General features: G+C 76.2%; 19 protein-coding genes. 12 read left to right on the top strand and 7 right to left on the bottom strand.

Annotated features, from left to right (window positions below):
• Positions 1–72: 72 nt before the first annotated feature.
• Positions 73–936, bottom strand: coding sequence for a response regulator transcription factor (locus ACI79O_RS10885; RefSeq protein ID WP_456914125.1), 864 nt, complete (start codon positions 934–936; stop codon positions 73–75).
• A 413-nt stretch (positions 937–1,349) separates the two neighbouring features.
• Here ACI79O_RS10885 and ACI79O_RS10880 point away from each other — a divergent pair, with 413 nt between their 5' ends.
• From ACI79O_RS10880 to ACI79O_RS10870, 3 genes are all read left to right on the top strand, one after another.
• The gene (locus ACI79O_RS10880; RefSeq protein WP_456889532.1) at positions 1,350–2,159 is read left to right on the top strand and encodes an AfsR/SARP family transcriptional regulator; all 810 of its coding nucleotides are present in this window, start codon (positions 1,350–1,352) and stop codon (positions 2,157–2,159) included.
• Between the two features lie 167 nt (positions 2,160–2,326).
• Positions 2,327–2,527, top strand: coding sequence for a hypothetical protein (locus tag ACI79O_RS10875; protein ID WP_456875937.1), 201 nt, complete (start codon positions 2,327–2,329; stop codon positions 2,525–2,527).
• A gap of 84 nt (positions 2,528–2,611) precedes the next feature.
• Positions 2,612–3,781, top strand: coding sequence for a serine hydrolase domain-containing protein (locus ACI79O_RS10870; protein WP_456889534.1), 1,170 nt, complete (start codon positions 2,612–2,614; stop codon positions 3,779–3,781).
• A 78-nt stretch (positions 3,782–3,859) separates the two neighbouring features.
• Here ACI79O_RS10870 and ACI79O_RS10865 read toward each other — a convergent pair whose 3' ends face one another.
• Positions 3,860–4,627: an IclR family transcriptional regulator gene (locus ACI79O_RS10865; protein ID WP_456914124.1), complete on the bottom strand. Its 768-nt coding sequence runs from the start codon at positions 4,625–4,627 to the stop codon at positions 3,860–3,862.
• Between the two features lie 90 nt (positions 4,628–4,717).
• On the opposite strand from ACI79O_RS10865, the gene hutH reads away from it, so the two are divergent.
• The 5 genes from hutH to hutI are packed head-to-tail and all read left to right on the top strand — an operon-like array spanning position 4,718 to position 11,772.
• On the top strand, positions 4,718–6,280 hold the full coding sequence (gene hutH, locus ACI79O_RS10860; RefSeq protein WP_456914123.1) for a histidine ammonia-lyase: 1,563 nt from the start codon (positions 4,718–4,720) through the stop codon (positions 6,278–6,280).
• Between the two features lie 38 nt (positions 6,281–6,318).
• Complete coding sequence (locus ACI79O_RS10855; RefSeq protein WP_456889538.1) at positions 6,319–8,019, top strand: urocanate hydratase; 1,701 nt, start codon at positions 6,319–6,321, stop codon at positions 8,017–8,019.
• Entirely contained in the window at positions 8,016–9,275 is a 1,260-nt protein-coding gene (locus ACI79O_RS10850) for an allantoate amidohydrolase (protein WP_456914122.1), read from the top strand. Before ACI79O_RS10855 ends, ACI79O_RS10850 begins: the two co-directional genes overlap by 4 nt.
• Positions 9,272–10,618 carry a formimidoylglutamate deiminase gene (locus tag ACI79O_RS10845; protein ID WP_456914121.1) on the top strand — a complete coding sequence of 449 codons (1,347 nt, stop codon included), beginning with the start codon at positions 9,272–9,274 and terminating at the stop codon, positions 10,616–10,618. Before ACI79O_RS10850 ends, ACI79O_RS10845 begins: the two co-directional genes overlap by 4 nt.
• Positions 10,615–11,772 (top strand): imidazolonepropionase, encoded by a 1,158-nt coding sequence (hutI, locus tag ACI79O_RS10840; RefSeq protein WP_456914120.1) that lies wholly within the window; start codon positions 10,615–10,617, stop codon positions 11,770–11,772. The genes ACI79O_RS10845 and hutI overlap by 4 nt, the downstream gene beginning before the upstream one ends.
• A gap of 49 nt (positions 11,773–11,821) precedes the next feature.
• On the opposite strand, the gene ACI79O_RS10835 is transcribed toward hutI, so the two are convergent.
• From ACI79O_RS10835 to ACI79O_RS10825, 3 genes are all read right to left on the bottom strand, one after another.
• On the bottom strand, positions 11,822–11,992 hold the full coding sequence (locus ACI79O_RS10835) for a hypothetical protein (protein ID WP_456875929.1): 171 nt from the start codon (positions 11,990–11,992) through the stop codon (positions 11,822–11,824).
• Positions 11,993–12,062: 70 nt separating this feature from the next.
• A complete protein-coding gene (locus ACI79O_RS10830; protein ID WP_456889545.1) occupies positions 12,063–12,860 on the bottom strand; it encodes an IclR family transcriptional regulator domain-containing protein in 798 nt (265 codons plus the stop codon).
• A 116-nt stretch (positions 12,861–12,976) separates the two neighbouring features.
• Complete coding sequence (locus ACI79O_RS10825; RefSeq protein WP_456914119.1) at positions 12,977–14,476, bottom strand: amidohydrolase family protein; 1,500 nt, start codon at positions 14,474–14,476, stop codon at positions 12,977–12,979.
• 229 nt (positions 14,477–14,705) lie between these two features.
• Here ACI79O_RS10825 and ACI79O_RS10820 point away from each other — a divergent pair, with 229 nt between their 5' ends.
• The 4 genes from ACI79O_RS10820 to ACI79O_RS10805 are packed head-to-tail and all read left to right on the top strand — an operon-like array spanning position 14,706 to position 18,629.
• Positions 14,706–15,896, top strand: a complete 1,191-nt coding sequence (locus ACI79O_RS10820) for a CaiB/BaiF CoA transferase family protein (RefSeq protein WP_456914118.1) — start codon at positions 14,706–14,708, stop codon at positions 15,894–15,896.
• The gene (locus ACI79O_RS10815; RefSeq protein WP_456914117.1) at positions 15,893–16,705 is read left to right on the top strand and encodes a citryl-CoA lyase; all 813 of its coding nucleotides are present in this window, start codon (positions 15,893–15,895) and stop codon (positions 16,703–16,705) included. Before ACI79O_RS10820 ends, ACI79O_RS10815 begins: the two co-directional genes overlap by 4 nt.
• The gene (locus ACI79O_RS10810) at positions 16,702–17,673 is read left to right on the top strand and encodes a zinc-binding dehydrogenase (protein ID WP_456914116.1); all 972 of its coding nucleotides are present in this window, start codon (positions 16,702–16,704) and stop codon (positions 17,671–17,673) included. The genes ACI79O_RS10815 and ACI79O_RS10810 overlap by 4 nt, the downstream gene beginning before the upstream one ends.
• 56 nt (positions 17,674–17,729) lie before the next feature.
• On the top strand, positions 17,730–18,629 hold the full coding sequence (locus tag ACI79O_RS10805; RefSeq protein ID WP_456889552.1) for a dioxygenase family protein: 900 nt from the start codon (positions 17,730–17,732) through the stop codon (positions 18,627–18,629).
• Here the strand turns inward: ACI79O_RS10805 and ACI79O_RS10800 are convergent.
• Positions 18,602–18,997: a nuclear transport factor 2 family protein gene (locus ACI79O_RS10800; protein ID WP_456889554.1), complete on the bottom strand. Its 396-nt coding sequence runs from the start codon at positions 18,995–18,997 to the stop codon at positions 18,602–18,604. The two genes, ACI79O_RS10805 and ACI79O_RS10800, sit on opposite strands and share 28 nt — an antisense overlap.
• A 38-nt stretch (positions 18,998–19,035) precedes the next feature.
• Positions 19,036–20,070: a uroporphyrinogen decarboxylase family protein gene (locus ACI79O_RS10795; protein ID WP_456889556.1), complete on the bottom strand. Its 1,035-nt coding sequence runs from the start codon at positions 20,068–20,070 to the stop codon at positions 19,036–19,038.
• Positions 20,071–20,188 lie beyond the last annotated feature (118 nt).

Here is a 20,188-nt window from a genome sequence, read left to right as displayed (position 1 = left end):
CCTGCCGGTCGGTGGGTCCGGCCTGCAGCATCACCGCGGTCGGGTGCGGCGGCCAGTGCGGCGGTGCGCGACTCACCGGACCCGAGGCGCGGCGGGCAGGGAGTCCCCGCTGCGGGGGCGGGGGATCGCCGGTGCGGCGTCGCCGACCCCGCGTCGCCGGGCGGGTCCGGGAGGCGGGACCAGCAGGCCGGCGTCGCGGGCCCGCTGGACCGCCACGAGCCGGTCGCGCACCCCGAGCTTGCGGTACAGGTGCTCGAGGTGTTTGTGCACCGTCCGCGGCGAGGTCTCCAGCCGGCGGGCGATGGCCTGGGCCGTGAAGCCCTCCCCGAGGAGTCCGAGGACGGCGAACTCACGTTCGGTCAGGCCGAGGTCGCGGCCGCGTCCGCACTGCTCCTCCGGTACGCCGTGGAGGACGCGGTGCTGGCGGAACAGTGCGGCCAGGGCGGGGAGGACCAGCCGGGCCAGTTCGGCGTCGGCGTCGGCGTAGTCGTCGTCCGGGCGGCACACCACGTAGCCCTCGATCCCGTCGCCCACGCGCAGCGGCAGGGACAGCTGGTGGGCGATCCCGAGGGGACGGGCGACGTCCGACCACTCCGCCGCCATCCTGGCGGGGGCCACCTCCGGAGGCACTCGACCCAGGATCTGGGGTGCGGCGCTGCCCGTGACGGAGTGCCAGCGGATGAGCGGCTGAGTGGTGGCGTCGGGGACGACACCGGGCGGCGGGGTCGTCGGCAGGTAGCCGTCCGGCCAGCCCGCGACGACGTGGTCCACCCACGTGCGGTCGACGACGTTCAGCGAACAGCAGGCCGCGTCGAAGGACCGGAGGAGCAGGTCTGCCACCTGCGCGTGCGGGAACCCGCCCGCCCCGGGCTGCCGCTGCAGGACGTCACCGACGAGCTCCAGCCATGCGGCGTGCCATGCCGTGGTGCGCGACACGCCACTCACCGTATCCGGCCGGTGTCGGTGCGGTAGGGCCTTCTGTCACGGCTCGCTCCCGGCGGGATGTGGCGATCCTGCCTCCGCCGTCGGCGCCGGCCCATACGCAGGTGTGCGTACGGCCCCGGCGGGTGGGCGTGACTAGCTTTGCTGTCCCGCATCTCGTGTGCGTCTGTCCAGGGGGAGACATGTCGGTCGGGGTCGTGCACCTGCGTGTGAAAACCACCAACGCTGATGACCGTGCTCGGTCCCGACCGAGCTGCGCCACCTGACCCGCCGACCCATCCAGCGCCGGGACGGCCGTCGCCCGCCCGCCAGGGCCGGTGCCTGCTGCCGCCTCCACGGCGGTGGTCCCGGTGTCCTCCGTGCGATGTGCCGCCTCCTCACTCGTCCTGAGCAGAAGGACCCCTCACGTGGACCGTCCACCCCACGTCACCCTGCTCGACGGCTTCTGTCTCGAGCTGCCCGGTCGCGGACGGCGGTCGGACTCCGACGACCTGCCCGGTGCGGTGCAGCGCCTGGTGGCGCACCTGTGCCTGTCCTCCAAGCCGAACCGGACGGTGACGGCCGGCCGGCTGTGGCCCGACGTCCCCGAGGACCACGCGCACGGCAGCCTGCGGTCGGCGCTGTGGCGCCTCAACAAGGCGGCACCGGGCCTGGTCGAGGTGTCGGGCAGCACCCTCCGGCTCGTGCCGGGCGTGCGGATCGACGTGCGCGACCTCAGCGCGTGGGCACGACGGGCCGTCGCGCCACCCGGTGACCCCGGCGACGTCGCCCTGCCCGACAGCGCCCTCCTCGGCGACCTGTTACCCGGGTGGTACGACGACTGGGTGCTGCTCGAACGCGAGCGGTTGCGGCAGCTCCGCATGCACGCGCTGGAGGCCGTGGCCGCCCGGCTGGCCTCGCTCGGTCGTCACGGCGAGGCGCTGCAGGCCGCCCACGCCGCGGTCCGCGCCGAACCGCTGCGGGAGAGCGCCCACCGGATGGTGGTCCGGATCCACCTGGCGGAGGGGAACGTGGCCGAGGCGGTCCGGGCCTACGAGCTCTTCCGGACCGTGCTGCACACCGAGCTGGGCGTGCTCCCGAGCGAGGAGATGACCCGGCTGCTCGGGCACGTCCCGCGGGTCCGCCGGACGCTGGCCGCGCAGCTGCCCCTGGCGCCGGGGCCGGCTCCCGGCCACCTCGCCGCGCCACCGGGACGGTGCCGGTCCGGCGGGCGGTGACGGGTCCGTGTCGCGGATCGCCCGGGACGTCCGGGCCGGTGGGTCCTCCGTCCGGGGGACTGCGCCGCGCGGCGTGACCTCTGAGCATGGCTCCTGACCCCGCGCCCGCACCGGGCGGTCGCGGGACGGGTACCGCGACGCCGCGCGGGGCCCGGAGGAGAGACGACGTGGCCGACCGCCCGAGTGCCGCCCTGCTGATCCGTGTCTGGCACGAGGAGGACGGGGAGCTGCGGGCCCGCCTGCTGACCCTGCGCGACGCCGCCCCGGGAGCGCCCGCGGAGGAGGTCACGGTGGCCGTGGCGTCGTCGACCGACGGCGTGCTCGACGCCGTCCGGACCTGGCTGGAGGACGTCACCCGCGGGTCCTGACCCCCAGCAGCGTCGACGGCACTGTTGACCGGGGACCACTGCCCACCCAGAGTGTGACCGGCACCACACGACCGAGGAGGGGTCATGGCGGCACGGGTGGACAGCAGGGGGATGGACGAGGTCCTGCGGCGGGCGGTCGACGGCGGGGCGGTGCCCAACGTGGTCGCCACGGCCGCGGACGCCGACGGACCCTTCTACGAGGGGGCCGCCGGCGGCCGGACGGCCGGCACGGACCAGCCGCTCGACGGCGGCACGCTCTTCCGGATCGCCTCGATGACGAAGATGGTCGCCACGGTCGCCGCCCTGCAGCTCGCCGAGCGCGGCGAGCTGGACCTGCAGGCGCCGGTCGACACGCTGGTCCCCTCCTGGTCGGAGCTGCAGGTCCTCGAGGGGTGGGACGGGGACACGCCACGGACCCGGCCGCCGGCGACCCGGGCCACCGTCCACCACCTGATCACCCACACCAGCGGTCTCACCTACTGGTTCTGGAACGCCGACATGGTCCGCTGGGAGAGCACCACGGGCACGCCCAACGTCCTGAGCGGCCGCCGCACGTGCCTGAGCGCGCCGCTGGTCGCCGACCCCGGCACGCGGTTCGAGTACGGCATCAACACCGACTGGCTCGGCCTGGTGGTCGAGGCGGTCTGCGGCCGCACGCTGGACAAGTACCTGGAGGAGAACGTCCTCGCGCCCCTGGGCATGACGCACACCACCTTCAGCCCGACGCCGGAGCAGCGGGCCGACCTCGTGCCCGTGCACGTCCGCGACCAGGACGGGCACTGGGTCGCCACCGACCTCGACTGGGCCGAGGAGGCCGAGTGGTGGGCCGGCGGGCACGGGCTGTACTCCACCCCGCGGGACTACCTGCGCTTCCAGCGGATGCTGCTCGGCGACGGCGAGCTCGACGGGGTGCGCATCCTGCGGCCGGAGAGCGTCGAGGCGGCCTTCACCAACCAGATCGGCGACCTGGAGTTCCCGAGCCGGATCGCGTCGGCCGACCCCTCGGTGACCCACCCCTGGAACGGCCCGGCGGGGCAGAAGTGGGGGTACGGCCTCCTGCTCACGACCGAGCAGCAGCCCGGCATGCGCGCCGTCGGCAGCGGTGCCTGGGCCGGGGTCTTCAACACGCACTTCTGGGTGGACCGGGCCAGCGGGGTCACCGGCGCCATCTACACCCAGTTCCTCCCGTTCATCCCGGAGGAGGCGATGGCGGTCTACGCCGACTTCGAGCGGGCGGTCTACGCCTCGCGCTGAGGACCGTCGACGGGACGCCCGGACGGCGGCGGGTGGACGGAGCCCGGCCACCCGGCGCCGCGGACGACCGCGGCCGGCTCACGGGCCCTGGCCGCCGATGAGCCGGCTGATCGCCCCCGCGGTGCGGGCGACGTGGGAGGCCAGGAACCGCTGCCGGCTCTCCCCGGGCACCTCCTGCTCGGGGAAGGTGAGTGCCACGCCGGCGAGGGGGTGCCCGGAGTGGTCGACCACCGCGGCGCCCACCGAGGCGAAGCCCTCGGTGACCTCACCCTCCTCCAGCGCGTAGCCGCGCCGCCGCGTCTCGCCCAGCAGCCGGCGCAGCGCCGACAGCGAGCGGGGCCCGCGCTCGTTGCGCAGGACGAAGCTGCCCGCGGTGGGGAACAGCGCCCGCACCGCGGCCGGCGGCAGGACGGCCAGCACCGCCCGGCCGCTGGCGGTCAGCTGCGCCGGCAGCCGGACGCCGACGTCGGTGACCAGCGGTGCCCGGCCGCGGGCGCGCTCCTCGATGACGTAGACGACGTCGCGACCGTGCAGCACGGCCAGGTGGGACGTGTGCCCGGTGCGGTCGGTCAGCTCCGACAGCGGCCGCCGGGCCAGCCGCTGCAGCGGCTCCTGGCGGGTGAACCCGCTGCCGAGCTCGTAGGCGCTGACCCCGAGGCCGTACCGGCGCTCGCCGGGCAGGTGGACGACGAAGCCTGTCGCGACCAGCTCCCCGAGCAGGTGGTACGTCGTCGAGCGGGGCAGCCCGAGCTCCCGGGCCAGCGCCGCCGCGGGCACCGGCCCGGCCTGGTCGGCCAGGTACCGGAGGATCTCGAGCACCTGGCGCGCCGCGGGCACCTGGCCCACCGGACCTCCGATCGCCGATGTCTGGGATCCCAGACGGTATCTGCCGCAGGGGTCTACCGGGGCGCCCGCGCGATGCCGTGGCATGGAGCGGTGATCACCAGCGACACCACCGCCACGCTCGCGATCGGCGTCGGGCCCGGCCCGCTGCGTGCCTCCGACGTCGTCGCCGTCGCCCGCGGCGGGGCCGCCGTCGTCCTCACCGCGGAGGCCGAGCGGGAGGTCGCCGCCAGCCGGGAGGTCGTCGAGGCGCTGGCCGGTGACGTCGTCGCCCACTACGGGGTGTCCACCGGCTTCGGCGCGCTGGCCACCCGGCACATCCCCACCGAGCGGCGGGCGCAGCTGCAGCGCAGCCTGGTGCGCTCGCACGCCGCCGGGTCCGGATCGGAGGTGGAGCGGGAGGTGATCCGCGCGCTGATGGTGCTGCGGCTGGCCACGCTGGCCACCGGGCGCACCGGCGTCCGGCCGGAGACCGCGCGCACCTACGCCGCGATGCTCAACGCGGGCATCACGCCGGTCGTCTCCGAGTACGGCTCGCTGGGCTGCTCCGGCGACCTCGCGCCGCTGGCGCACTGCGCGCTCGCCGCCACGGGGGAGGGCGAGGTCCGCGACGCCGCCGGGCGGCGCCGGCCGGCCACCGAGGCCCTGGCCGCCGCCGGCATCGAGCCGGTGGTGCTGGCCGAGAAGGAGGGCCTGGCGCTGGTCAACGGCACCGACGGCATGCTCGGCATGCTGGTGCTGGCCCTGGCCGACCTGCGCCTGCTGCTCCGGGTCGCCGACGTCACCGCCGCGATGAGCGTGGAGGCGCTGCTGGGCACCGACGCGGTCTTCGCCGCCGACCTGCAGGCGCTGCGCCCCCACCCCGGCCAGGCCGAGAGCGCGGCCAACCTGCGGGCGCTGCTCGCCGGCTCGGCGATCATGGCCAGCCACCGCGGGCCCGCGTGCACCCGGGTGCAGGACGCCTACTCGCTGCGCTGCTCGCCGCAGGTGCACGGCGCCGTCCGCGACACCGTCGCCCACGCCCGGCTGGTCGCCGACCGCGAGCTCGCCGCCGCCGTCGACAACCCGGTGGTCACCGCCGACGGGCGGGTCGAGAGCAACGGCAACTTCCACGGCGCGCCGGTCGCCTACGTGCTGGACTTCCTCGCCATCGCCGTGGCCGACCTGGCCTCGATCGCCGAGCGGCGGACCGACCGCTTCCTCGACGTCGCCCGCAACCACGGCCTGCCCGCCTTCCTCGCCGACGACCCGGGCGTCGACTCCGGGCACATGATCGCCCAGTACACGCAGGCGGCCATCGTCTCCGAGCTCAAGCGGCTGGCCGCCCCGGCCTCGGTCGACTCGATCCCCTCCAGCGCCATGCAGGAGGACCACGTGTCGATGGGCTGGTCGGCCGCCCGCAAGCTGCGCCGCGCCGTCGACGGGCTCACCCGCGTGCTGGCGGTCGAGCTGCTCACCGCGGCCCGCGCGCTCGACCTGCGCGCCCCGCTGACCCCCGCCCCGGCGACCGCGGCCGTCGTCGCCGCCGTCCGCGAGCACGTCGCCGGCCCCGGCCCCGACCGGTACCTCGCCCCCGAGATCGACGCCGTCGTCGCGCTCGTCGCCGACGGCACCGCCCTCGCGGCGGCCGAGTCGGTCACCGGCCCCCTCGTCTGAGCCCCCCAGGACCGTCCCCGCCCGGAAGGAAGCCCCCCATGGAAGGCGCCCGTCCCGTCCGTGCCGCCCGCGGCACGGCCCGCACCGCCCGCTCCTGGCAGACCGAGGCGCCGCTGCGGATGCTGATGAACAACCTCGACCCCGAGGTGGCCGAGCGCCCCGACGACCTCGTCGTCTACGGCGGCACCGGGCGCGCGGCCCGCAGCTGGGCCGCGTTCGACGCGATGGTCGCCACGCTGCGCGGGCTCGGGGACGACGAGACGATGCTGGTCCAGTCGGGCAAGCCCGTCGGCGTGGTGCGCACCCACGAGTGGGCGCCCCGGGTGCTCATCGCCAACTCCAACCTGGTCGGCGACTGGGCCACCTGGCCGGAGTTCCGCCGCCTGGAGCAGCTCGGGCTGACCATGTACGGGCAGATGACCGCCGGCTCGTGGATCTACATCGGCACCCAGGGCATCCTGCAGGGCACCTACGAGACCTTCGCCGCCGTGGCCGCGAAGCTCGCCGGCGCAGCCGGGCAGGGGCAGGGCGGCGGCACCCTGGCCGGCACGCTGACCGTGACCGGCGGCTGCGGCGGCATGGGCGGGGCGCAGCCGCTGGCCGTGACGCTCAACGGCGGTGTCTGCCTGGTCGTCGACGTCGACCCCGCCCGGCTGCACCGGCGGGTCGCGCAGCGCTACCTCGACGAGGTCGCCGACGACCTGGACGCCGCGGTCGCCCGGTGCGAGCAGGCGCGGCGGGACCGCACGCCGCTGTCGGTCGGCCTGGTGGGCAACTGCGCCACGGTCCTGCCCGAGCTGCTCCGCCGCGGCGTCGAGGCCGACGTCGTCACCGACCAGACCTCGGCCCACGACCCCCTATCCTACCTGCCCGAGGGCGTGGACCTGGCCGACTGGCACGACCACGCCGAGCGGAAGCCGGCGGAGTTCACCGACCGGGCCCGCGCCTCGATGGCCCGGCACGTCGAGGCGATGGTCGGCTTCCAGGACGCCGGCGCCGAGGTCTTCGACTACGGCAACTCGATCCGCGACGAGGCCCGCCAGGGCGGCTTCGGCCGGGCCTTCGCCTTCCCCGGGTTCGTGCCGGCCTACATCCGGCCGCTGTTCACGCGGGGGATGGGCCCGTTCCGCTGGGCCGCGCTGTCCGGGGACCCGGCCGACATCCGGGCCACCGACGAGGCGGTCCTCGACCTGTTCCCCGACGACGACCACCTGCACCGGTGGATCCGGGCCGCGCAGGACAAGGTCGCCTTCCAGGGGCTGCCCGCGCGCATCTGCTGGCTCGGCTACGGCGAGCGCGAGCGGGCCGGAGGGCGGTTCAACGACATGGTCGCCTCCGGCGAGCTCGCGGCCCCCGTCGTCATCGGCCGCGACCACCTCGACTGCGGATCGGTCGCCTCGCCCTACCGCGAGACGGAGGGGATGGCCGACGGGTCGGACGCGATCGCGGACTGGCCGCTGCTCAACGCGCTGGTCAACACCGCCTCGGGCGCGTCCTGGGTGTCGATCCACCACGGCGGCGGCGTGGGCATCGGCCGCTCGATCCACGCCGGGCAGGTGACCGTCGCCGACGGCACCGCGCTCGCCGGGCAGAAGATCGAGCGGGTCCTCACCAACGACCCGGGCCTGGGCGTGCTGCGGCACATCGACTCCGGGGACGCGCCGGAGTCCGGCGACGACGCCGGCCCGCTCGCCGGGCACCCCGGAGGCGGCGTCCGGCTGCCGACGGCGGGCCGGTGAGCGCGCCGGACGCGGAGCGGACCGCGGCCGCCGCCTTCGACCGGATGTGGGCCGAGCTGGCGCCGGTCGGCCGGTGCGGGCGGACCGGCGGCTACCGCCGCTTCGCCTGGACACGGGAGGACGCCGTGCTGCACGAGTGGTTCGCCGGGGCCTGCGCCGGGCGCGGCCTGGAGGTCGAGGTCGACCGGGCGGGCAACCAGTGGGCGTGGTGGGGCGACCCGGACGCCGCCGTGGCCGCCGGGACGCCGGGGGTGGTGGTCGGCTCGCACCTGGACTCGGTCCCCGACGGCGGCGCGTTCGACGGCCCGCTCGGCGTGGCCGGCGCCCTGGCCGCGGTCGACGGCCTTCGGGCGGCCGGGTTCGTCCCGTCCCGGCCGGTCGGGGTGGTCGCCTTCGCCGACGAGGAGGGCGCCCGGTTCGGGGTGGCGTGCGCGGGCTCGCGGCTCCTCACCGGCGCGCTCCCGGCCGAGCGGGCGCTGGGGCTGGTCGACGGCGAGGGCACGAGCATGGCGGAGGCGCTGACCGCGGCCGGGCGGGACCCCGCGCAGCTCGGCCGCGACGACCGCGCGCTGGCCCGCGTCGGCGCGTTCGTCGAGTTGCACGTCGAGCAGGGGTACGGCCTCGCCGGGCTCGGCCGGCCGGTGGCGGTCGGCACCGGCATCTGGCCGCACGGCCGGTGGCGGTTCGACCTGACCGGGCGGGCCGACCACGCCGGCACCACCCGGCTCGCCGACCGCGACGACCCGATGCTCGCCTTCGCCGCGCTGGTCCAGCGGGCGCGCGAGCTCGCGGTGCGGCACGGCGTCCTGGCCACCTGCGGCAAGGTCGTCGTCCGGCCCAACGGGGTCAACGCGATCCCCTCGTCGGTCACCGGCTGGCTCGACGCGCGCGGCGAGGACCCGGCGTCGGTGCGGGCGCTGGTCGAGGCCTTCGCCGGCACGGTGGGCGACCTCGGCGGGACGTTCGGCGAGGAGTCCTGGACCGGCGAGACGTCCTTCGACGCGTCCCTGACCAACCGGCTCGCCGCGTCGCTGGGCGGCGGGAACCCCGGCGGTGACCCCGGTGCCGTGCCCCGCCTGGCCACCGGAGCCGGGCACGACGCCGGGATCCTGGCCGCCGCCGGCGTCCCGGCCGCGATGCTCTTCGTCCGCAACCCGACCGGCGTCTCGCACTCGCCCGAGGAGTTCGCCGAGCCCGACGACTGCCACCGCGGGGTGCACGCCCTGGCCGCCGCGGTCGCCGACCTCGCCCGGTGACCGTCCTGTTCGCGCCGCACGCGCACCTGCCCGGCGGCGTGCGTCCGGACGTGCTCCTGGAGATCGACGGCGGGCGGTTCACCTCGGTGCGGGCGGGAGTGCCCGCGGCGGAGGTGCCGGCCGCCGCCGAGCGCCTGCCGGGGGTGGTCGTGCCCGGGTTCGCCGACGCGCACAGCCACGCGTTCCACCGGGCGCTGCGCGGCCGGACCTCCGCCGACGGCGGCACGTTCTGGACCTGGCGGGAGGCGCTGTACGCCCTCGCCGGGCGGCTGGACCCGGACGGCTACCTCGACCTCGCCCGGGCCGTCTACGCCGAGATGGCCCTGGCCGGGGTGAGCACGGTGGGGGAGTTCCACTACCTGCACCACGCGCCCGGCGGGCGCCGCTACGCCGATCCCAACGCGATGGCCGAGGCGCTGCGGCAGGCCGCGGCCGACGCCGGCGTCCGGCTCACCCTGCTCGACACCGCCTACCTGGCCGGCGGGCTCTCCGCGGCGGGGCACGCCCCGCTGGAGGGGGCGCAGCTGCGCTTCGGCGACGGCGACGTGCACCGCTGGGCCGAGCGGGTCGCGGCCCTGCGCGGCTCGGCCGGCTTCCGGGTCGGGGCCGCGGTGCACTCCGTGCGGGCCGTGCCGGCCGGGGACCTGCCGGTGGTCGTGGCCGCCGCCCGCGGCGGGCTCGGCGGGGCGGACCGGTCGCCGCTGCACGTGCACGTGTCCGAGCAGCCCGCCGAGAACGAGGCCTGCCTCGGCTGCTACGGCCGCACCCCGACCCGGCTGCTCGCCGACGCGGGGATCTGGGACGCCGCGTCGACCGCGGTGCACGCGACCCACCTGACCGCGGCCGACGTCGCCCTGCTCGGCGGGGCCGGGGCGACCGCCTGCCTGTGCCCCACGACCGAGCGGGACCTCGCCGACGGCATCGGCCCGGCCCGCGCGCTGCTCGACGCCGGGGCGTCGCTGAGCCTGGGCAGCGACCAGCACGCCGTCGTCGACCTGCTCGAGGAGGCCCGGGTGATGGAGGGACACGAGCGGCTGGCCACCCTGCGGCGCGGCCGGTTCACCCCCGGGCAGCTGCTGGCGGCGCTCACCGCGCACCGGAGCCTGGGCTGGGCCGACGCCGGCCGGATCGCCCCGGGGGCGCGGGCGGACCTCGTGGTGCTGTGCACCGACACCGTGGGCACCGCGGGCGCGCTGCCGGAGCAGGTCCTGCTGGTGGCCTCGCGGGCCGACGTCGACACCGTGTACGTCGACGGCGTCCCCGTCGTGCAGGGCGGCCGGCACCGGCTGGGCGACGTCGGCGCGCTGCTCACCGCCGCGGTGGACCGGGTCTGGGCGTCGTGAGCGGCACCGTCGTCACGGGCATCGGCGAGCTGGTCACCAACGACCCCGCCGTCGGCGACGGGACCCCGCTGGGGGTCCTGCGCGACGCCGCCGTGGTGGTCGAGGACGGGCGGGTGCGGTGGACCGGGCCGGCCGCGGCCGCGCCGGCCGCCGACCGCCGGGTCGACGTCGGCGGCCGGGCGGTGGTGCCGGGGTTCGTCGACTCCCACACGCACCTGGTGTTCGCCGGCGACCGGGCCGCCGAGTTCGCCGCACGGATGGCGGGGGAGCCCTACGACGGCGGCGGCATCGCCACCAGCGTCGCGGCCACCCGCGCCGCCGGCGAGGCGGAGCTGGGTGCGCTGGTCGCCGCCCGGGTCGCGGAGATGCGCGCGCAGGGCACCACCACCGTCGAGATCAAGAGCGGCTACGGGCTGACGGTGGAGCACGAGGTCGCCTCGCTGGCCGTGGCCGGGGCCGCCACCCCCGAGACCACGTTCCTCGGCGCGCACGTGGTGCCGCCGGGCGCCGGGCGCGACGAGTACCTCGCGCTGGTCACCGGCGCGATGCTCCGGGCCTGCGCGCCGCTGGCCCGGTGGATCGACGTGTTCTGCGAGCCGGGCAGCCCCCGCGCGTTCGACGGCGACGAGGCGCGCGCGGTGCTGGCGGCCGGGCGGGCCGCCGGCCTGGGCCTGCGGGTGCACGGCAACCAGCTCGGACCCGGACCCGGTGTGCAGCTGGCCGTCGAGCTCGGGGCGGCGAGCGTCGACCACTGCACGTTCCTGTCGGACGCCGACGTCGCGACGCTGGCGGGCGGCGACACCGTCGCCACCCTGCTGCCCGGGGTCGAGTTCGCGACGCGCTCGCCCTATCCCGACGGGCGCGCGCTGCTCGACGCCGGGGTGACCCTCGCGCTGGCCAGCGACTGCAACCCCGGCACCTGCTACAGCTCCTCGATGCCGCTGATGATCGCCCTGGCGGTGCGGGAGATGCGGCTGACACCGGCCGAGGCGCTGTGGGCCGCCACGGCCGGGGGAGCGCGGGCGCTGCGCCGGACCGACGTCGGCACGCTCGAGGTCGGCGCCCGTGCCGACCTCGCCGTCCTCGCGGCGCCCAGCCACGTGCACCTGGCCTACCGCCCCGGCGTGCCGATCGCCTCGACCCTGGAGCTCTGAGCGCGCTCTGCCGCCCGCGATCCTCGGGGAGGCCGCGCTCCCGCCCGGGTCAGGCGGGCTCGGGCACGCCGCCGGGGTCGCCGCCGGGGTCGTCCGGGGTCGGTTCGATCGGCGGGGGCGGCAGCGGCTCGGGGGCGTCGGGGAGCAGTTCCCCCGGGTCGTCGGGCACAGGCTCGTCCGGGTCGATCTCCGGTCCGGGCTCGGGCAGCGGGGCGACCATGCGGGTAGTGAAGCAGCGCACGGCCGCCGTGGCGATGCCTGACCGACCCCGAGCCCCGCCGCCGGCTCCGCTACGCGGTGGCCGAGCCCGCCGGCCGGTGGGGCAGCTGGACGTGCGGCCGGGACTGCCACAGCGCCCACTCGGCGCCGATCTCGCCCGCGGTGCGCAGCAGCAGCGGCAGGTGCTCCCGCAGCAGGTGCTCGGTGGTGGTCTCGGCCGCGTGCACGGTGACGTTCACGGCGGCCTGCACCGCACCGTCCCGGTCCCGGACGGGGACCGCGACCGAGCGCACGCCCGGGGCCAGCTCCTCGTCGGCCAGCGCCCAGCCCTGGGCGCGGATCGTGGTCAGCTCCTCGCGCAGCTCGTCCGGCGTCCGGCCGGTCCGCCCGGGCAGCCCCGACCGGCTCGGCTCGGCCAGCGTCGCGGCGAGCCGGTCCGGGGGCAGGGCGGCCAGCAGGACCTTGCCCTGCGAGGTCAGCACCGCCGGGAACCGGGTGCCGATCTCGACCCGCAGCGCGATCAGCTTGGGCACCGACACCCGGGCGACGTAGACGATGTCGGACCCGTCGAGCTGCGCCATCGACGACGACTCCCCGGTGCGGGCGACCAGCGCCTCCAGGTGCGGGCGGGCGATGTCCCACAGGCCGAGCGCGCTCACGTAGGCCATCCCCAGGGTGAGCACCTTCGGGGTCAGCTCGAACGCCCCGCCGGAGGACCGGACGAACCCCAGCTCCTCGAGGGTGAGCAGCAGCCGGCGGGCGGTGGGCCGGGCGAGCCCGACCGCGGTCGCCACCTCCGTCAGCGACATGCTGCGGTGGTCGGCGTCGAAGCAGGCCAGGACGTCCAGCCCGCGGGCCAGAGCCTCCACGAAGTCCGGTCCCGTGCCGCGCCCCGCCATTGCACATCACTCCCCCCTCGCGAGGATGACACGGGCCGCGGGCGGCGCGGTGCGCCCCGCCGGGGCGCGTCACCGGTCCGGGGCGGTCACCGCCCGAGGACGCGCTCCTCGCCGCCGGCCCGCTTCGACTCGTCCTTGAAGTCGGTGTACTGGTAGGGGTTCTCGAGGATCGACTGCTCGGCCTCCGGCGCCTCCGGGAACATCCCGGCCTCCCAGACCTCCTCGCCGCACTCCGCCTGCAGGTACCCGACCGTGTCCTCGATCTCGCGGCGCATCGCGGCGAGGTCGATCCCGACCAGCCTGCCGTCGTACTTCACCACCCGGCCGTCGACGACGACGGTGTGCACGTCGCCGCGCTGGGCCTGGAACACCACGTGGCCGACCGGGTTGAGCAGCGGGAAGGAGACGGGGGAGTCGTCGTTCTTGACGAGGACCAGGTCGGCCTTCTTGCCGGCCTCGACGCTGCCCAGGTCGCGGTCGCGGCCGATGGTGTGCGCCCCGCCGCGGGTGCACCACTCCAGGACCGTCGCCGCCCGCAGCCGCAGGTGGGTGATGGTCTCGCCCCGGAGGTGCGCGGTGAGGTGCTCGGCCATGCGGTCGGCGTTGAGCGTGGCGCGCATGGCGGAGAACATGTCGCCGCTCCACCAGACGCTGGTGTCCATCGACAGCGACACCGGGATGCCGTACTGCAGCACCTGCTCGGTGGGCGCGTGACCCTGGCCGGCGCTGCACTCGGACTCGGTCGCCACCGAGATCGACCCGCCGGTGGCCGCGATCCGCTGGTAGCTGTCGCGGGTCAGCGTCGAGGCGTGCACGTACGTCGTCTCCGGGGTCATGAACCCGCCGTCGTACATCTGCTGGATGCCGGTGTCGCTGGTCGCGCCCCACACACCGGCGTGCGTGGTGACCGGGATGCCGAGGTCGCGGGCCACCTCGAACGCCGCCCGCTCCGGGAAGGCGGGGTCGCCGGTGACGTCGAACGCCATCTGCACGCCCATCCGGTCGTCGCCGGCGTCGCGCAGCCGCTCGAGGATCGAGCGGACGGCCGGGTCGGCGCTCCACTCCCACGGGCCGGCCTGGATGTTGCCGTAGGCCAGGACGAACCGGCCGGGCACCGACCGGAGCGCCTCGATCGCGGCCTCGGCGTGGTCGGTGGTGTGCAGGTTGTGCGACCAGTCGACCGTGGTGGTGACGCCGGCGTCGAGCGACTCGATCGCCGCGAGCCGGTTGCCCGCCGCGATGTCCTGCGGCCGGAACCTCCGGCCGTGCTCGAGGTAGTACCAGACGAAGTACTGGGTGAGCGTCCAGTCGGCGCCGTAGCCGCGCATCGCCGTCTGCCACATGTGCCGGTGGGTGTCGATCATGCCCGGCATGACGATGCCGCCCGAGGCGTCGACCTCGGCGGTGCCCTCGGGGACGTCCAGCCGGTGTCCCACCGCGGCGATCCGGTCGTCGACGACGAGCACGTCGGTGTCCCGCAGGACCGTCGCGGCGTCGTCCACCGTCAGGACGGTGCCGCCGCGGAACACGAGCGGACGGCCGGCCACGGGGACACCGGCCCCGTCGCCGCTGGCAGCACCGGACATGCTCATCGTCTCCTCCTCGGACGGTGGGGGGCGACCGGACCGCTGTCCGTCTGGCGGCCACCGGTCCGGGCGGCGTCACTCTGGTGTGATACCGACCACGTGTCAAGGTCGGGCGGCGGCCCGTGACGGAGGGCCACAGCCCGTTGACAGGGCCGGTCGTGGCCCGCAGACTCCGGCCCGGACGCACGTCCGCATCGCGGAGTCCCCGGACGAGAGGCGAGCCCGACCGATGACGTTGAGACCCCCCGACCCGGCGCCCCGCGGGCCGCTCGCGGGCCTCCTCGTGGCCGACTTCTCGCGGGTCCTCGCCGGCCCCTACGCCACGATGCTGCTGGCCGACCTCGGCGCCGAGGTGGTCAAGGTCGAGGGGCCGCGCGGGGACGACACCCGCACCTGGCAGCCCCCGGTCCGGGACGGCGTGTCGACCTACTACCTCGGCGTCAACCGCAACAAGCGCTCGGTCGCCCTGGACCTGAAGGACCCCGGCGACGCCGCCCTCGCGCGGGAGCTGGCGCGGCGGGCCGACGTGCTCGTGGAGAACTTCAAGCCCGGCGGACTGGCCCGCTTCGGCCTCGACCACGCCAGCGTCGCGGCGGAGAACCCGCGGGTCGTCTACGCGTCCATCAGCGGGTTCGGCAGCGCGCCGGGGGGACGGTCGCTGCCGGGCTACGACCTCATCGTGCAGGCCATCTCGGGGTTCATGAGCCTGACCGGCGACCCCGAGGGGGAGCCGTACCGGGCCGGCGTGGCGCTCTTCGACGTCATGGCCGGTCTGCACGCCACGATCGGGGTGCTCGCGGCGCTCAACCACCGCCACGAGACGGGGGAGGGCCAGCACGTGGAGGTGAACCTGCTGTCGTCGGCCCTGTCGGGCCTGGTGAACCAGACGAGCGCGTTCGTCGCGGGCGGGGTCGTCCCCTTCCGCATGGGCAACAGCCACCCCAGCCTGTTCCCCTACGAGCCCCTGCCCTGCGCCGACGGGGAGCTCATCGTCACGGCGGGCAACGACGGCCAGTTCCGCCGGCTCTGCGAGGTGCTCGGGGTCCCCGGGCTCGTCGACGACCCGCGGTTCGCCCGCAACGAGGACCGGACGGCCAACCGCGACCAGCTCCGCCCGCTGCTGGTCGAGCGGCTGCGCACCCGCTCGAAGGCGGACTGGTTCCGCGACATCATCGGCGCGGGGGTGCCGTGCGGACCGATCAACACCATCGACCAGGGCGTGGCCTTCGCCGAGGAGATCGGCCTCGATCCGGTGGTCAGCGCCGGGGAGGGCGCGGCCGCCGTCCCCTCGGTGCGCAACCCGATCACCTTCTCGGCGACCGCGGCGGAGTACCGGCTGCCACCGCCGGCCCTCGACGAGCACGGCGCGGAGATCCGCCGGTGGCTGGCGGAGCCCGCCGGTGAGGAGGCATCGGCATGAGCGGTGACGGGCTCTCGTTCCCGACGTCCCTCGGGACGTCGACCGCCGACGAGATCCGGCTGCTCGGCCGGGACCTCACCACCGAGCTCATGGGCCGGGTCGGCTTCGGCGAGCTGGCGTTCTGGCTGCTGAGCACCCGCCGTCCCACGCCGGCCGAGACCCGCGTGTTCGAGGCGGTGCTCGTCGCCCTCGCCGACCACGGCTTCACGCCCACCGCGATCGCCACCCGGCTGACCTACCTGTCGGCGCCGGACTCCCTGCAGGGGGCGCTGGCCGCCGGGCTGCTGGGCGGCGGCTCCCGGTTCCTCGGCGTCACCGAGGACTGCGGGGTCTTCCTCCACACGGTCCTCGAGGCGCAGGACGGGCCGCTGCCCACCGACGACGACGGCTGGGACGCGCTGGCGCTGGAGGCGGTGCGGGCCACGCGGGCGGCCGGCCGCCTCGTTCCCGGCCTCGGCCACCCGGTGCACAAGGTGCACGACCCGCGCACCGCGGTGCTCGTCCGCATCGCGGAGGAGGAGGGGCTGCGGGGGCCGCACCTGCGCCTGTTCGAGGCGGTCGGCCGGGTGCACGAGCAGGTCCTCGGCCGGCGGCTGCCGCTCAACGGCGCCGGGGTCTGCGGCGCCGCCCTGGCCGACCTGGGCCTGCCGGTCGAGATGCTGCGCGGCGTCGCCCTCCTGGCCCGCGCGGCCGGCCTGCTCGGGCACATCGCCGAGGAGCGCCGCCGGCCGATCGGCATGGACGCCTACCTCGCGGTCGACCGCAACGCGGTCTACGTCGACCCCGGCGACCGGGAGCCGCCGGCGTGAACGCGGCGGTCCTGACCCGGCCCGGCGGCACCCCCGCGTACGCCGAGCACCCCGACCCGGTGCCGGCGGCCGGGCAGACGCTGGTCGCGGTGACCGCGGCGCCGATCGTCCCGCTCGACCAGCTGTGCGCGTCGGGCGCCTCGTACTTCGGGCGCCCGGCCACCCCCTACGTCCCCGGCGTGCAGGGCGTCGGCGTGGTGCGGCGCTCGGCGGTGCTGGCCGAGGGCACCCGCGTGTTCGTCTCGACCACCGCCGGGATGCGGCCGGGGGACGGCAGCCTCGCCGAGGAGTGCGTCGTCCCCGACGAGGACGTCGTGCCGATCGACGCGGACGTCGACGACGCCGCGCTCGCCGCCCTGGGGATGTCCGGGGTCGCGGCCTGGGTGGTGCTCACCGAGCGGGCCCGGCTGCGGGCCGGCGAGACCGTGCTCGTCCTCGGCGGCGGGGGAGCGGTCGGGCAGGCCGCGGTCGGCACGGCCAGGCTGCTCGGCGCCGGCCGGGTGGTCGCGCTGGCCCGGTCGCCGGAGGCGCGGGAGCGGGCCCGCCGGGCCGGCGCCGACGAGGTGCTCGCGCCGGGCGGCGACGTCGACGAGCTGACCGCCCGGCTGCGCGACGCCCTCGGGGCCGGGGCCGACGTCGTGGTCGACCCGGTGTTCGGCACGGCCGCGACCGCCGCCGCGCGGGTGCTGGCCGTCCGCGGGCGGCTGGTCAACCTCGGCGGGTCCGGTGGCGACGTCGCGCAGTTCTCCTCGGCCGAGCTGCGCAGCCGGTCGGCGTCGGTGCTCGGCTACACCAACAACCACCTGACCGCCGACGAGCGCCGCGACGCCGTCACCGCGGTGGCCGGCCACGCGGCGGCCGGCCGGCTCGCCGTCGCCCACGAGGTGCTCCCGCTCGCGCGGGTCGCCGAGGCCTGGGACCGGCAGGCGTCCGGGCAGGCGGGCGTGCGGCTGGTCATGACGCCCTGAACCACCCACCGCGCGGACGGCGCCCGCCGCCCGCGGTCCCCGAGGAGGAGGCGACCGTGCAGCTGGTCACCGAGGAGAACATCACCGACCTGGCCGTGGAGCGCTGGGCCACGGCCAGGGACCCCCGCACGGCCGAGCTCCTGACGGCGCTCGTGCGGCACCTGCACGCCTTCGCCCGCGAGGTCCGGCTGACCGAGGCGGAGTGGATGGCGGCGGTGCAGTGGCTGACCCGCACCGGGCAGATCAGCGACGCCAAGCGCGAGGAGTTCATCCTCGCCTCCGACGTGCTCGGCCTGTCGATGCTGGTCGTCCAGATGAACCACCGGCTCGACCCCCGGGCCACGCCGGCCACGGTGCTCGGCCCGTTCCACGTCGAGGGATCGCCGGAGCTCGGGTACGGCGCCGACATGTCCCAGGGCCTGCCCGGCACGCCGCTGTTCGTCTCCGGCGTGGTCACCGACCTCGACGGCGCGCCCGTGCCGGGGGCGGTGCTCGACGTCTGGCAGGCCGACAACGAGGGGCTCTACGAGTCGCAGCACGCCGACGTCGACGAGGCCCGGCTGCGCGCGAAGTACCGGACCCGCGAGGACGGCAGCTACTGCCTGCGCACCGTCGCGCCCCTGGGCTACACGATCCCGATGGACGGGCCGGTGGGGGAGCTCATCGCGCGGACGGAGATCAGCCACTTCCGGCCGGCGCACGTGCACTTCCTGCTGGACGTGCCCGGCTACGAGCCGTTGATCACCCACCTGTTCCAGGAGGGCGCGCAGTACCTCGACAGCGACGTCGTGTTCGGCACCAAGGCCGAGCTGGTCGTCCGGTTCGAGGAGCGGGAGCCCGGAGAGACCCCGGACGGCGGCACCTCGGCCGAGCCGTGGCTCGAGGCCCGGTACGACTTCGTGCTCCAGCCGACGGCGCGGGCCGGGGCTCAGGCCGGCAGCGGCGTCGGCGCGTAGGCCAGCAGCCGCCACCGCCCCGAGGCCCGCGTCCACACGGCGAGGGCCAGGTTGTCGATCGTCTTGGGCACGCCGTCGACGTCGAGGTCCGCGGTCATCCGGCCGACGACGAGCGCGCTGTCGCCGACGACGGCCACCCGCTCCACCGGGTGGTCGATGCGGCGGTAGACGTAGTAGCCCGAGCGCACCTTGCCCAGGTACTCGTCCTTGGTGTCCCGGGCGCCGCTGGAGTGGGCGTAGCTCAGCTCGTCGGCGCAGAGGTCCGCGAGCACCGCCAGGTCGGCGTCCTGCATGGCCCGGTAGCGGCGGTCCTCGGCGGCCAGCACCGCGCGCACGTCCTCGGGGTCGCCGACCCGGCCCTCCGCCACGGGGCGATCATGCCCCGTGCCGCGGGCCGCTGCCGCTCTCAGAGCTCGGCGCGCAGCAGCGCCGCCGCCTGCGCGAGGGCGCGCATCTTCCCGGCGGCCGACGCCCGCGGGAGGTACTTGAGCCCACAGTCGCTGGAGAGCACGAGCCGGTCCACGTCGACGTGGTCCAGCGCGCGCCGCACCCGCTCGGCGACCGTCTCCGGGGTCTCCACCTCGGGGGTCGACAGGTCGAGGACGCCGAGCGCGATCCCCTTGCCCCGCAGCGGCCGCAGGGTCGCGGGGTCCAGCCGCGACTGCGCCGTCTCGACCGAGATCGTGTCGGCCGGGGTGTCGGCCAGCTCGGGCAGGAAGGAGTAGCCCGCCGGCCGCTCGGAGACCATCGCCGCGTAGCCGAAGCACAGGTGCACGTGCACCGGGCCGGCGGCGCCGGCCACGGCCCGGGTCACCGCCTCCGCGCCGAAACGGCGGGCCACCTCGGGACGCGCCTGCAGCCACGGCTCGTCCACCTGGACGACGTCGGCGCCGGCGGCGAACAGGTCGGCGATCTCCTGGCGGACGACGTCGGCGTAGGCCATCGCCAGCGCCCGGTCGTCGCGGTAGTGCTCGTCCTGCGACTGCTGCGCCATCGTGAACGGCCCGGGCACGGTGATCTTGGCCGCGCGGTCGGTGTGCGCGCGGAGGAACCGGACGTCGTCCACCTGGACCGGGGACGGCCGGTGGATCTCGCCGGTCACCCGGGGCACCGGGATCTCGATCCCCGACCGGTTGCGCACCGTGCCGGGCGGGTCGAGCTCGAGGCCGCCGAGCGCCGTCGCGAAGTGGTTGGAGTAGGACTCCCGGCGGATCTCGCCGTCGGTGACCACGTCCAGCCCGGCCTCCTCCTGGGCCCGCACGGCCGCCAGCGTGGCGTCGTCCTGGGCCTCCTGGAGGTGCTGCGGCGGGATGCGCCACAGCTCCCGGGCGCGCACCCGCGGGGGGAACCGGTGTCCCAGCCGCTCCCGGTCGATGAGCCAGTCGGGCTGGGGCAGGCTGCCGACGATCATCGTCGGCAGCGGGGGCAGCGGTGCCGGCATCCGGTCCTCCCGGGGCGTCTGGGTGCGACCATCGTCTCCGCGCGCCCGGGAGCCGACCACACCGGTTCCTCCTCCGGGATGGCACAGTGGGGGGAAGCAGTGCGCCGTCGCAGGCGTT

The sequence above is a fragment of the Geodermatophilus sp. SYSU D00696 genome (assembly GCF_054050235.1).
Note: the sequence above shows the minus strand (reverse complement) of the source record. Positions and strands in the feature narration are given on the sequence as shown.